11 protein-coding genes are annotated in these 12,473 nt (G+C 62.5%); 5 read left to right on the top strand and 6 right to left on the bottom strand.

Features of this window, described 5'->3' with window-relative positions; all coding sequences use genetic code 11:
- Positions 1–322: 322 nt before the first annotated feature.
- Together sulP and E8F11_RS16405 are read right to left on the bottom strand one after the other, a co-directional pair.
- The gene (sulP, locus tag E8F11_RS16400) at positions 323–2,089 is read right to left on the bottom strand and encodes a sulfate permease (protein WP_280289895.1); all 1,767 of its coding nucleotides are present in this window, start codon (positions 2,087–2,089) and stop codon (positions 323–325) included.
- A gap of 226 nt (positions 2,090–2,315) precedes the next feature.
- On the bottom strand, positions 2,316–3,404 hold the full coding sequence (locus tag E8F11_RS16405) for a hypothetical protein (RefSeq protein ID WP_280289897.1): 1,089 nt from the start codon (positions 3,402–3,404) through the stop codon (positions 2,316–2,318).
- Between the two features lie 355 nt (positions 3,405–3,759).
- On the opposite strand from E8F11_RS16405, the gene E8F11_RS16410 reads away from it, so the two are divergent.
- From E8F11_RS16410 to E8F11_RS16425, 4 genes are all read left to right on the top strand, one after another.
- Positions 3,760–4,233 carry a DUF2252 family protein gene (locus tag E8F11_RS16410; protein ID WP_280289898.1) on the top strand — a complete coding sequence of 158 codons (474 nt, stop codon included), beginning with the start codon at positions 3,760–3,762 and terminating at the stop codon, positions 4,231–4,233.
- A 439-nt stretch (positions 4,234–4,672) separates the two neighbouring features.
- Positions 4,673–6,220, top strand: a complete 1,548-nt coding sequence (locus E8F11_RS16415) for a lytic transglycosylase F (protein ID WP_280289899.1) — start codon at positions 4,673–4,675, stop codon at positions 6,218–6,220.
- A gap of 189 nt (positions 6,221–6,409) precedes the next feature.
- A complete protein-coding gene (locus E8F11_RS16420; protein ID WP_280289901.1) occupies positions 6,410–6,790 on the top strand; it encodes a hypothetical protein in 381 nt (126 codons plus the stop codon).
- Positions 6,697–7,029 carry a YMGG-like glycine zipper-containing protein gene (locus E8F11_RS16425; RefSeq protein WP_280289902.1) on the top strand — a complete coding sequence of 111 codons (333 nt, stop codon included), beginning with the start codon at positions 6,697–6,699 and terminating at the stop codon, positions 7,027–7,029. The genes E8F11_RS16420 and E8F11_RS16425 overlap by 94 nt, the downstream gene beginning before the upstream one ends.
- Before the next feature lie 356 nt (positions 7,030–7,385).
- On the opposite strand, the gene E8F11_RS16430 is transcribed toward E8F11_RS16425, so the two are convergent.
- The 4 genes from E8F11_RS16430 to E8F11_RS16445 form a co-directional block, all read right to left on the bottom strand.
- Entirely contained in the window at positions 7,386–7,799 is a 414-nt protein-coding gene (locus tag E8F11_RS16430; RefSeq protein ID WP_280289903.1) for a GFA family protein, read from the bottom strand.
- 25 nt (positions 7,800–7,824) lie between these two features.
- On the bottom strand, positions 7,825–9,210 hold the full coding sequence (locus E8F11_RS16435; RefSeq protein WP_280289904.1) for an MFS transporter: 1,386 nt from the start codon (positions 9,208–9,210) through the stop codon (positions 7,825–7,827).
- 73 nt (positions 9,211–9,283) lie between these two features.
- Positions 9,284–10,282 (bottom strand): flavin reductase family protein, encoded by a 999-nt coding sequence (locus E8F11_RS16440; protein ID WP_280289905.1) that lies wholly within the window; start codon positions 10,280–10,282, stop codon positions 9,284–9,286.
- 64 nt (positions 10,283–10,346) lie between these two features.
- Positions 10,347–11,408: an LLM class flavin-dependent oxidoreductase gene (locus E8F11_RS16445; RefSeq protein WP_280289906.1), complete on the bottom strand. Its 1,062-nt coding sequence runs from the start codon at positions 11,406–11,408 to the stop codon at positions 10,347–10,349.
- Between the two features lie 84 nt (positions 11,409–11,492).
- Between E8F11_RS16445 and E8F11_RS16450 the strand changes: the two genes are divergently transcribed.
- Complete coding sequence (locus tag E8F11_RS16450) at positions 11,493–12,413, top strand: LysR family transcriptional regulator (RefSeq protein WP_280289907.1); 921 nt, start codon at positions 11,493–11,495, stop codon at positions 12,411–12,413.
- Positions 12,414–12,473 lie beyond the last annotated feature (60 nt).

The raw sequence follows: 12,473 nt of genomic DNA on the forward strand, positions 1-12,473 counted from the left end.
CCCCACACGCCTCTCGCGGCATCCATGCCGCTCATCCCCCTGCGCAACGCTTCCGCTCGGCCTCCTGACGGGGCAGAGTCCTCGCCCCACCTCTTCTGCACAGGCTCAGGCAATGACCAGGCATCAGGATTGCTGCGCCCAGTCCGGCGCGAGTCCCCCCTCTCCTCTTCAGGGAGAGGGGCCGGGGGAGAGGGATGCATCAGGCAGGCGCGGAGGTCTGAAAGAGCCGTACTAGACGCCTCTATTCGGTGCTGCAACAGCTAACGCAGACATAGCCAAAATCAATGCCAAGGCATGTTCGGCTGAATTACGCGCACCCAGGTCAATCAGAGCGAGCCCCAGTTACGGCCTTGCCCTGGAACTCGTCGATGACATCGGCCACGGAGACCGTGTGACTGAAGTTGCCGAAGCGTTCCTCCAGTCCTTCGGCGCGCAGTATGTCTCGTACCCGCGCATGGGCTGCAACGGGTCGCAGCCGTATCCCCAAAGCCTGCAGTTCTCTATGCAAGGCCTCAAGCATACGTACGCCGGCCAAGTCGACGAGGGGGGAGGCAGACATGTCGCAGACCACCAGCTTCAACGCGCCGGGGGTGGAACGGACTCTCTGCCAGAGCGCATCACGCACGTGCTCGACGTTGAAGTAAAGCAGCGACGCGTCGACGCGGAACACCAACACGCCCGGTACGGCCAGGTTCTCCGGGTTGCGATCCATGTCGGAATAACTTCGCGTGCCGGGAATCTGGCCGAGAAACGCCACGTGGGGGTGCGCGACGCGCCGTATCAGCAACAGGAGCGATACCAGGACCGCCAATATCACGCCCTTGAGAATCCCCAGCAGCAGCACTGAAGCGAAGGCCACCATCGACACGCTGAATTCGAAGCGGCTCACGCGCCAGACGTGGTGCAGCTCCCGGATGTTGATCAAGCCTTTGACGGCCATCAGCACGATGGCTGCAAGCACCACACTGGGCAGATTGGCGAGCAAACCCGTTAGAAACATCAGGCACAAGGCGATGGTGATCGAGGCGAAAACCAGTGCCAGAGGCGTCTTGGCACCGGCTTTGTCATTCACCGAGGACTGGGACAGCCCGCCGGCCACCGGATAGGCCTGGAACAAGGCCGCCCCCAGATTCGCCGCCCCCAGGCCAAGCAGTTCCTGGCGTGGATCGATTTCCTGACCGTGGGCCTGGGCCAGGGCTCGAGCCGCTGAAACGCTTTCCACATAGGCCAGCAGCATGCAAGCGAAGGCAAGCGGAATCACCCCGTCCACGTCCGGCAGCCGCAGCCCCGGGGGCTGGAAGGCAGGCAAACCGGTCGGGAGCGCCCCGACAACCTTGAAGCCAAGGCCACTCAGTGGTGTCACTGACAAGGCGATGATCGATATCGCCACCACGAACAAGGCCACCGGGCGGCCCGGCAGAAATCTTTCCCCAAGCACCAGCACTGCAATGGCCGCAAGGCCGAACATCAGCACGGCGAGGTTGGTATCGGGAAGTTGACCGACCAGGACGATGACGCGCTCGAAGAAGTCTTCCCCGCCCCCTTTGACCCCGAACAGCTTGGGCAGCTGGGTCATCGCAATGGTCAGCGCTGCGCCGGCCTTGAAACCAAGCAGAATGGTCTCGCTGATGAAGTTGACCAGAGAGCTCAGGCGCAGCAGCCACGCCAATGCACACATGGCGGCGATGACCAGCGCTGTCAGCGCCGCGATGTCGGCCCAGCGTCCCGGATCGCCCCCCGCCATGTCCGCAACCGTGACGCCGATGAGCATCGAGATCGCGGATGTGGGGCCGATGGCCAACTGGCGACTTGAGCCGAACAGCGCATAGAACAGGCCGCCGACCATATAGCAGTAAATGCCATATTGCGGCGGAAGACCCGCGAGCAAGGCATAGGCGAGGGACACCGGAATGCCATAGGCCGCGAGGGTAACACCAGCGATAGCGTCATTCCGAAGCCATTGCGCCCGGTACGCAGGGAGCCACTCGGCAGGAGGGAAGGCCGCGCGCCAGCCGCGAACCGGAGCGCTGGCGGCAAGGTTCGCCGAGGGCGTCGCACTATCAGTTACGGGGCCATCGCTTTTCGGCATAAGTCCATCCGGCCTGCATGCAGAGCATAACCACGGCTGCGACGTGATCGCGGCAGGCCTCATCTATCGATGCAGATTAGACCGCCCCGTTTGGGCCAGCAAAAGCGAGGAAACAGCGTTCCACTGCCGCGTAGAAGGTATCGCGGTTGCCCAGATACCAAGAGGTCGGTGAAGGTGGCGGAACTTCTTGACCTGTTGTGGGGGGCGGCCTTGCTGCCACACGCAATCACTGCGCCGGGATGGTGATCAGTGGCAGATTGTTTTTCACTTTGGCCTCCGACAGCGAGAAGAAAAGCATGATGGCGGCCAGTGCCCGCTTCGCCTGCCAGTTGCTGTCATCGATCCAGAACCAGTGGTCGCGATAACGCACCGACGTGTACGCGTGCTCGGGTTTCTCCTTGCCGCTGCGAACGAAGATCCGCGACATGCGATTTTCCGTGCTACCAGTGACGATAGTCGGCACGGCACTTTGGTCCTCGATGTGCGCTTGGGGCACCTCGATGTAACTGGAGAAAGCCGTCATGATCTGCAGCATCGAACGGCTGTTGACCGACAGTTCGCCTTCTTCGCCGCGTGCCGGCGAATACTTGAGCACGAACCGCTGGCTGTCTTCCGGCAAATGCAGCAAGCGACGGAGCTGCTTCTGCTTTTCCAGTATCTCCGGCTCTACATCATCCCGACGCATGACCAGCAGCGCGGTCGTGCCCGTGGCCTTGTCTTCCTCCACGCGCAGTCCCACGGCGCCTGCGATCTGGATGTCGCGCAGCAAACCCAGGGCACGCAGGAACTCCGGTTCCGCCTCGCGCACGGCGCCAGCCAATGCCGAGCGATTGCGTACACCGTTGAGTGATTCGACCGTCAGCCCGAGGATGAAGTCCGCCGCATAGCCTGACTGGAGCAAGGAGAAAATATTCTTCGGATCGATGGGCGTCAGTAGTCCGACCAGGAACTTCTCACCGGTCATTGGCACATAGGTAATCGTGGGGCGATCGGTATATTTGCCGTTGGCACCCAGCACGACGCTGTTGCCCTGGACGGCATCGGCCGAGGAAATTTGCCCGCCAATGTTGCCTCCGGTCTCCAGCGAATAACCGGCGACAATCGACGCAACGTCGACAAACACAGGCATGTCCATATAGCGCAGCTTGACGATGTTAAGCAGAGTCTGCTGTTTCCATGAGTCGGCTATCGCCGAACTGTAATCGAAGCGATCCACCGTTACGGTATTGGGGCCGATGCTCGCGCAACCGGATAGCGCCAGCGAAACCATCACGGCAGTAACGAGGAAGTTCTTCCTGTTCGGAGTCAATAGCACGGCCCCCTTTCGTCGCCTTCCTCAGATGGAGACCGGACGCCAGCGCTGGCAGAAACGGACCCGCAATCGAACTTCGCGCATCGGTTCCACCACACCATGCCCGCCAGAGTCATGCCCTTCTCCAGTTCGGCCCTGAGTCAGCGGTCCAGGTTGATGCCACGTCACGCTGTGATGTACCGCCCGGTACATTTACTCGGATATCGATGACCCTCGCCGACAGGATTGGCACTCCGAGCATGCGCTCCAATGTCAAAGGTTAGCCCAGGTCTGTCAGCGCCATCGTCGCTCCGCAAAGCCCGCTCGCCTGGGAAATTTGGGTGATGGGCGTGCACAAGACCGAAGGTTCATCGGATTGATGTTCTCCGAAGAAAACCACCCCCTGATTCTCCAGTTCAAGGAATCCTGTCGTTCGGTCCTCGAACCCTATGCGGGGAAAAGCCACTATACGAACCAGGGACAGCGTGTCGTCATGGGGCAGCGGCTCATGCAGTCCTCCAGCGACATTTTCCTGGGTTGGACGCGAGGCCGGGGGGGACATGATTATTTTGTCCGCCAAATGCGCGACATGAAGATGTCGGTGCCGATCGAGGGTGTTTCCGCTACACGACTCAAGCGCTATGCCGGACACTGCGGCTTGACCCTGGCCCGCGCCCATGCCAAGTCGGGCGATAGCGCGACCATTACGGGTTATCTGGGCAACGGAGACAGCTTCGATGAGGCATTGGGCGACTTTGCCCTCGCCTATGCCGATCAGACGGAGCGGGACCATGCGGCCCTGGTGAAGGCGGTGAAGTCCGGGCGATTGGAGGTCCTTTTGGAGGAGGAATAGTGTCTGGAGCGCACCGCCAGCCAATCGCCACTTTGGCGGCTCTTTCGTTTTGGCTCACGCATACCAGCGGTGAATCACGGTGAATCGCCAGAGGCGGTTCCAACGGTTGCCTACTGACGCCTACAAAACCTGGTGGAAGCTCATCGTGCGGTTGCATGGTTTGGGGCGCGTCGAAGGTGCCGGCCAGTTGTCGCAACGGCTCAAGCATGGGTCAACGACGTCGAGGTCCTTAACTTTCCAACTCCTGCACCTAAACTTGTTTGTTGGAACGGGGATTCGTAAGCGTGCATTTAGCCGTAGGGATTGGCTTGTGATGTTCCTGCAGTCGCGGGGCACTATTTCTGCCGCGAGCCCCATGCCTCAACCACCGCCAAGGCTCAGGGCGAGGGATTGCTCATCGCAGTAGTGGAGCCGTTCACTACACAGTCGGAACGCGATCATGCTGAACCTGTCGCTGCAACTTCACCCCGTGGCGTATCGCGCGACGCACTTGCGGCTGATCATTCTTGGTCTGCCGGCACTTCTCGGGGCTTTGTATAGCGGCCCTGCCCCGGCCGCTGATGCGATCAAATCGTCGGAAACGCCGCAAGCGGAGACGCTCACCGTCGATCCGGCAGAGATTCAGAAGCCGTGGACCGGTGATCTTGAGGAAATGAAAGAACGGAGGATCATTCGAGTCCTCACGATCTATAGCAAAACCTTCTACTTCACCGACAAGGGCACTCAACGCGGCGGAACCTACGACGCGTTTATCCTGTTCGAGAAGGAACTGAACAAGAAGATGGTGTCCGCCAAGTCGAAGGCCAAAAAACATCTAAAGGTTCACGTGGTCTTCGTCCCGGTTAGTAGGGACGAACTACTTTCCGCGCTAGTTGCCGGCAGAGGCGACATAGCGGCGTCTAACTTGACCATCACGCCCGGGAGACAGGAGCTGGTGGACTTCTCCGTGCCAATTTACACCAATGTCAGCGAAGTGATCCTGTCCGGTTCCGCCTCACCCCAGGTAGCAAGCCTCGACGATCTGGCAGGGAAGGAGGTCTTTGTTCGCAAGTCCTCCAGCTACCACGAGAGTCTGGTTGCGCTGAACAAGCGCTTTGCCGCAGAGAATCGGCCCCAGGTGAACATCAGGTTGGCCCCGGAGGAGTTGGAGGACGAGGACCTGGTCGAGATGCTGAATGCGGGACTGGTCTCGCTCATCGTGATGGACAAGCACAAGGCGGACCTCTGGAAGCAGGTCTTTCCCAAGGTCACGGTCCATGAAGGGATTGCCATACGCACGGGGGGAGAGATTGCCTGGGCGATACGGAAGGGGAGCCCGCAACTCAGAACGGCTGTCGATGACTTCGTCACTCGTCACCGCAAAGGGACCGCAACGGGAAATATGATTCTGACGCGCTATCTGAAGAGCGCGAAATATATCAAGGACGCTGCCTCTGAGTCGGAGCGGAAGAAGTTTCTCGATTTGATTCAGTTCTTTAAGCAATACGGTGACAAGTACAGCGTGGACTGGCTGCTGATGGCGGCTCAGGGGTACCAGGAGTCGCGGCTTGACCAGTCCGTTCGAAGCCCCGTGGGAGCCATCGGCGTGATGCAGGTCATGCCGGCAACAGGCAAGGAGCTAAAAGTCGGTGATATCAAGCGAACCCAGTCGAATATCGAGGCTGGGGTCAAGTACATGCGGGTGATGATAGACAAGTACTACGGTGACGAACCGATGACCGAGTTGGATAAGGTCCTGTTCACCTTCGCGTCGTACAACGCTGGTCCGGCCAGAGTTGCGCGGCTGCGCGAGGAAGCCGCCAGCCGCGGGCTGGATCCCAACGTCTGGTTCCATAACGTTGAGTACGTCGCAGCCGAGCGAATCGGCGCGGAGACGGTGACTTACGTCAGCAATATCTACAAGTACTACATCGCCTATCGGCTGATCCTGGAAGCGCAGGCGGCGAAGCAACGAGCTGCGGGAAAGATTACGGTGCAGCCTGAGTAAGACTGCTGTGTAGCTCGCGGGCAGCAGGTGCAATTGTGGGCGCGGGCATTGACATGCGGGGCCGACAAGAGTCCGTTGAAGCTCTGGCGTGTTCGACCGGCTCGAAGTGCGATCCGGCGAAGCGGCCCAGGGCCGCCGGTGCAGGCCGCGTCACGGCGTTGAGGTTCAGCCTAGCGAGGAGGGAAGACGATGAGAACATTGCGAATGGGCACGCTGGTATTGGCAGCATGCGTGACCCTGGCGGCGGCATCGGGCATTGCCCGCGCCGACGAGGTGCCCATGATCACCGGCGAGCAATGGATGCAGTCGTCGGAACAGCTCAAGAAGGCCTATCTCGTCGGCATCGCCAACGCCTACCAGGTGGAGGCGGCCTACCATGGGTCGAAGCCGCTGTCCGATGAGCAGAGCCTGATTCCGCGTTTCGGCAGAGGTTTGAAGGGCCACACGCTCGACACAGTGCGCGAAGGGCTCAATCAGTGGTACGCCGCCAATCCCGACCGTGTGAAACGGCCCGTCATCGAGACCATCTGGTTCGAGATGGTCGTGCCCGGTCTGCAGAAGAACAAGTAGCGGAGGTGAACATGAAGCGGTCCCTATTGTTTGCCGCAGTCCTCACCGCAGCGGGCGTGATCGGCTGCACCTCTATGACACCCCAGCAGCAGGGGACGATGAGCGGCGCGGCCATTGGTGCCGCGGCCGGCGCCGGCATTGCCGCGATCGCCGGTGGCAGTGGATGGACCGGCGCGGCGGTCGGCGCCGTCGCCGGTGGGGTTGCCGGCAACATCAGAGGCAGCAAGCAGCAGAAGTAGGCGGGCCACTCCGCGCTATGGCACGGGCCTCCCTCATCGGCAGGCCCGTTCAGCCGCGCGTCGCCTCGACGCCGGGGGACAGGTTGGCCATGGTCAGCTCCGCCAGCCAGCGTACTGTCTGCTCGTCCAGGTAGCGGGCGCCACACAAGGCCAATGCGGCGGCAGGCGTCGACGACGAAGGCGGACAGCCAGGTGCTGTCGATGCTGAAGGCAAGCAGCTGGCGAAGCGACTCCAGGCTCGTACCCTTCAGCTCGTCGCGTTGCGCTGACGGGGCCGGCGCAGTGTGCGTCTTTGATCACCGTGGTTATCTCGTGCTCGCCCGGCTGCGGCAGGCCGCCAGCCGGGTCGCTGTTCTTCACTCCGTTGCCGCGTGCTCAAAGCACGGCAGGCTGCGGTCGATGGCCACCCAGGGCTGCGCCGAGGCGCACCACAGGTGCAGGTTGGGTGTGGCGATCGCGGCATCGGCCAGCGTACCGGCCTTGACCGCCAGCACTCCGGGCAGGGCGGTCATTTCGGTGTACAGCGCTGAACCGCAGTGGCTGCAGAAGAATCGGCGTACCGGGAGACCGCTGCCGCCTCGGGTCTGGTAGCTGGCGAGGGTCTGCCCCTCAGCCAGGAAGCCCTCGGCGGGCACCATGACGTTGACCGAGAAGGCGCTACCGGACTGCTTCTGGCAGTCGCTGCAATGGCAGACGGCGGTGGTCAGCGGGGCGACGTGGGTGGAGTACTGGATGCCGCCGCACAGGCAGCTGCCTTGGATGGTGTTCATGAGCGCTCTCGTTGGGTGGAAGGGGTTATGCCGCAGCTGCCGCGGCGGGCTGCCACTCGCGGGCCTGCTGGATGGTTTTGCGGAAGCTGTGTCGGGCGCAGAGCAGCAGCGGGCACGCCAGGGCGCAGGCGATCAGCGTGACGACCAGGATCGAGTAGCCAATGGCGGCGGGGTCGAGCAGCACGTAGTCGGTGATGACGCCGATAGCCAGCGGGCCGATGCCAACACCGACCAGGTTGAGTACGCCGGTAAACAGGGCAATGAACTGTCCACGCATCGGCGCGGGCGCTATTTCGACGATGAGCGCCGGGCCGATGCCGAACAGGCAGACCCAGAGGGCGGCGGAGAGCGCCAGGAACGGCAGGGCCAGGAGGGCGCTGGGCGCCAGCAGTAGCGGTGTGGCGCACAGCGGCAGGAGCAGGCTGGCAAGGACCGCCACGCGCAGGTTGCCATTGGCCACGCCGCGGCGGCGCCAGTATTCACCCAGCCAACTGGCGCCGAGCACGCCGAACGGCGAGCTGACGCACATGACCAGACCCATCACCGTGCCAGCCTTGGCGTAACTCCAGCCGAACTCGCGGACCAGGTAGCTGGGGACCCAGGCGCCGCCGCCGTACACCGCGGCGTTGTAGCAGCCCATGCCGATGATAATGGCGACGAAGGTGCGCCGGTTGGCGCGCAGGAACGCCAGCACTTCAGCCAGTGGCACGTTTCGCGCCACCGGGGGCGTCGTCCGTCCGGCGCGATCCAGTCGCGGCTCCGGCACGCCGCACATCAGCAACAGCACGAACAGGCCCGGCAGGCCGATCGACATCAGCGTGGTCTGCCAGGGCGCCAGGGTGCCGAGCAAGGGCAGGGTCAGTGGATGGGCGCTGAAGTAGCCGAGCACCAGACCGGTGGCGAGCAGACCGGCGCCAACGCCGACCGGGCCGCCGGCGCCGAATACGCCGAGGGCGCGGCCGCGTTTCTCCGGCACGAACAGGTCGCTGATCAGCGACACGGCGCCCGGCAGCAGCACCGCCTCGCCGACCGCCACGCCGACGCGTGCCAGCAGCAGGTGCCAGAATTCCGTGGCCAGGCCGCTGGCGGCCGTGGCCAGGCACCACAGGCCGATGCCGGTAGCGATGATCATTCGGCGGTTGCCGCGATCGATCAGCCTCGCGATCGGTAGGCCGGCCAAGGAGTAGAAGGCGGCGAAGGTGAAGCCATGGAGCAGGCCCATCCAGGAGTCGTTGACGTGTAGCGATTGCTGGATCGGCCCGACCAGCAGGCTGAGCACCTGGCGGTCCATGATCGAGAAGACGTAGGCGAGCAGCAGTACGCCGAGGGCGTAGTTGGCTCGGCCACGGCTGGGCAGGAATTGTGCGGCGCAGGGCGTGACCGGAGCCTGGATAGTCGTTGTGCTGGACATCGACAGTTCACCTCAATGGCTTGTTCTTGTAATCGAGGCCGCGCGGCGGGCGGGCCGCCGTCGCGGTACTGCGTCAGCGCGCCGCCGGGATGGCGTCGGCCTGCTGCCAGAGGTTGTTGTCCTGCCAGATATTTTCCTTGCGCCAGTGCGCCGGCAGCTCGGCACCGGTGTGCTGGATGACGCGGCCGATCAGCAGCTTGAGTTGCTGCGCTTCGTCGTAGGACAGCGCTTCCAGGGCACTCATCTCGGCGGCCTTGGCGAAGGCCAGCCACTGGATCGCCAGTTGACGACCCTTGTCGGTGAACATCACGCGCTGTTCGTGCAGGGTCAGCAGGTCGTTGTGCAGCCAGGCGGCCAGTTGCTCCGGGGCCAGCGCCTTGCCGGTGAATTCGAACAGCTGGCGCAGCTCGTCCTGGGTCCGTCCTTCGCTGAAGCTGAGGATGCCGAGCAGCTCGAAGTCGCTGTCCTGCATGCCCATCGCTTTCAGTTGCTGGCGAATCGGCAGTTGCAGTTGGTAATAGGCGCGGCCGAGCAGGAAACCCAGCCAGTTTTCGCCATAGATGACGCTTTCCTGGCCACGTGGGGCGGGTGGCACCAGGCGTCGGTAGCCGCCGCTGTGGAACACCAGCGGCGCCTTGTCGAAGCGGTCGAACGCCAGCACTTCACCGACCAGGATGATGTGGTCACCACCCTCGTACTGATAGGTGGTCTTGCACTGGAAGCGCGCCGAGCAGCCATCCAGCAGCGGAACTTCGCTGGGGCCGCGTTGCAGGTCGAGACCGGCGAACTTATCGGTGCCGCTTTTGGCGAAGCGGTTGGACAGCGGTTCCTGATCGGTTGCCAGGATGTGCACGGCGAAGTGCGAACCTTCGGTGAAGGCGTGTGCCGACGAGGAATCCTTGTTGATGCTCCACAACACCATCGGCGGGTCGATTGACACCGAGTTGAAGCTGTTGGCGGTCAGCCCATAGTCCTGGCCGTCCGGACCTCGTGTGGTGACGATGGTCACGCCGGTGGTGAAGGCGCCGAGCGCCTGACGGAATTGTTTGGGGTCGAAGGGAGAAGTGTTCATCGACGGGTACTCCACCGCCGCCGGACGGGCCGGAGGCGGCTGATTGTTGTTGGATCGGAGTGGCTCAGCGGTTGAGCAGCGGCATGACCAGACGGCCGAAGCGCTCGGCTTCTTCGTGGTGTGGGTAGCCGGAAAGGCAGAACCCGCTGCAACCGGCATCGACGAACGCCAGCAACTGGTCGGCGACCTGCTGCGGATTGCCCACCACGGCAATACCGGCACCGGGGCGCACTTCGGTGATGCCGGTCCACAGGTGTGGGGTCATCTTGCGGCCGACGGTCTTGGAGAGCTCTTTCATTCGTTGGTTGGCAACCGACTCGGCCATCATGGTCTTGACCTGTTCGGTCCAGGTCGGATCGGCGCCGTTGACCAGGGTATCTGCTGCGGCCCAGGCTTCCTCTTCGGTTTCGCGGCAGATGATCTGCAGGCGCATAGCGAACTCGATTTCCTCGCCACGGCCGTACTTGGCAGCGCGTTCGCGCATTTCCTTGATCTGTTCGGCGATGCGCTCCGGGTAGTCGCCCCAGAACAGGTGTACGGCGGAGTGCTTGGCGGAAATCTCTGCCGCGTGCTCCGAACCACCGCCGAGGAAGAACGGCGGGTGCGGTTGCTGGAAGGGGGCTGGGATGACTTTCGGGCCGTGTGCCTGGTGGTACTTGCCTTCGTATTCCACGCCTTCCTCGGTCCACAGGCGTTTCATCAGCTCGAGTTCTTCCTCCAGCTGTTCGTAGCGTCCTTCCTTGGAAGCGATCTGCCCCTCGGCGTAGGCGTCTTTCTCGCTGAGGCCGGCGATCAGGTTGATGTAGATACGCCCCTTGGACAGTTGATCGAAGGTGGCGAACATCTTGGCCTGGGCGACCGGGTGGATGAAGCCGGGCTTCACCGCCACCAGGGCTTTGAGATTCTGGGTACGGGCGATCACGAACGAGGCGGTCACCCAGGCATCCCAGCAGAAGGGCGTAACGGGGACCAGTACGTAATCAAACCCGGCCTGTTCGGCGGCGAAGGCTACCCGCTCGAAATGCTCGAGGGACTGGGGAATGCTTTTGCCCGGATCGCTGAAGGCAGTGGTATCGCCAATGGTTGGAATGAACCAACCCATCTGCAGGGGTTTCTTGTTGTTCATGGTGGGGCTCTCGCGCAGTGAAACTGTGGAGCCACTACACCAAAGCCTTTGCGATGAAGGAAGTGAATATGTAGCATTCGATGAATGCACAATATTAATACCAGAACCCTCGACCTGAACCTGCTGGTGGTCTTCGCCACGCTGTGGGAAACCCAGAACGTCACTCGCGCCAGCGAGCGCCTGTCGCTCAGCCAATCGGCTGTAAGCCATGCGCTGCGCCGCTTGCGTGAGCGCCTCGGCGATGAGCTGTTCGTGATTGGGCGCGGCGGCCTGGTGCCGACGGCACGCGCGGCCGAACTGATCGGTCCGGTGCGCGACGCGCTGTCCCGTCTGGACGACGTTCTGCAAGGTTCTGCGCCCTTCGTGCCGGCAGCGGTGCAGCGCAAGTTCCGCATCGCCTCCGGTGACTTCGTCGAGTTCCTGATCCTGCCGCGGCTGATCCAGCACATCGCGCGCGAGGCGCCGGGGGTGATGATCGAGGTAGTGCCGCTGCCGACGAAGAATACGGTTTCAGTGCTGCTGGAAAGCGGCGAGATCGACCTGGTCATCAGCGCGCCGATGACGCTTGGCGCGGCCCTGCGCCATGAGCCGATCACCACCGTTTCGTTGCTTACGCTGATCTGGCAGCGTGAAGGCCTTCCGCCTGGGCGCTTCCCGCTCGACCTCTACCTGGAGAGGCCGCAGGTGATGATCGAGATGCATCAACGGGATGGCAACATTATCGACCAGACGCTACAGGCCCAAGGGTTGGCGCGGCGCATTGGCGTACTGGTGCAGAACTTCATGGCGATGCCAGTGATCGCCTCCCAGACCGGCTACATCTGCAACCTGCCGGGGCCCATCGCCGAGGCGTTCGCTACAACCTTCGGCCTCAGTTGCCACGAGCCGCCAGTCGACTTCCCCGCGCCCGAGCTGGTGGCGTACTGGCACTCGCGGTTCGATGCCGATCCGGGCTTGCAGTGGTTGCGCGAACAGGTGAAGAGCTGCGCGGTTCAGCTCCCGTGAGTGACTCAGCCTATGCACCGTTTTGAGTGATTGCTGGGCTGGCGCGGATGTCGTTGGCGA

Origin of the sequence: Pseudomonas sp. BN417 (genome assembly GCF_029871205.1) — a bacterium.
Classification (GTDB): Bacteria; Pseudomonadota; Gammaproteobacteria; order Pseudomonadales; family Pseudomonadaceae; genus Metapseudomonas.

What these genes read in the sequence shown, in the direction of transcription:
- E8F11_RS16435 (WP_280289904.1), bottom strand. Translation starts at nt 9,210, where the DNA reads ATGTCCAGCACAACGACTATCCAGGCTCCGGTCACGCCCTGCGCCGCA.
- E8F11_RS16420 (WP_280289901.1), top strand. Translation starts at nt 6,410, where the DNA reads ATGAGAACATTGCGAATGGGCACGCTGGTATTGGCAGCATGCGTGACC.
- E8F11_RS16430 (WP_280289903.1), bottom strand. Translation starts at nt 7,799, where the DNA reads ATGAACACCATCCAAGGCAGCTGCCTGTGCGGCGGCATCCAGTACTCC.
- E8F11_RS16445 (WP_280289906.1), bottom strand. Translation starts at nt 11,408, where the DNA reads ATGAACAACAAGAAACCCCTGCAGATGGGTTGGTTCATTCCAACCATT.
- E8F11_RS16415 (WP_280289899.1), top strand. Translation starts at nt 4,673, where the DNA reads ATGCTGAACCTGTCGCTGCAACTTCACCCCGTGGCGTATCGCGCGACG.
- E8F11_RS16440 (WP_280289905.1), bottom strand. Translation starts at nt 10,282, where the DNA reads ATGAACACTTCTCCCTTCGACCCCAAACAATTCCGTCAGGCGCTCGGC.
- E8F11_RS16410 (WP_280289898.1), top strand. Translation starts at nt 3,760, where the DNA reads ATGTTCTCCGAAGAAAACCACCCCCTGATTCTCCAGTTCAAGGAATCC.
- E8F11_RS16450 (WP_280289907.1), top strand. Translation starts at nt 11,493, where the DNA reads ATGCACAATATTAATACCAGAACCCTCGACCTGAACCTGCTGGTGGTC.
- sulP (WP_280289895.1), bottom strand. Translation starts at nt 2,089, where the DNA reads ATGCCGAAAAGCGATGGCCCCGTAACTGATAGTGCGACGCCCTCGGCG.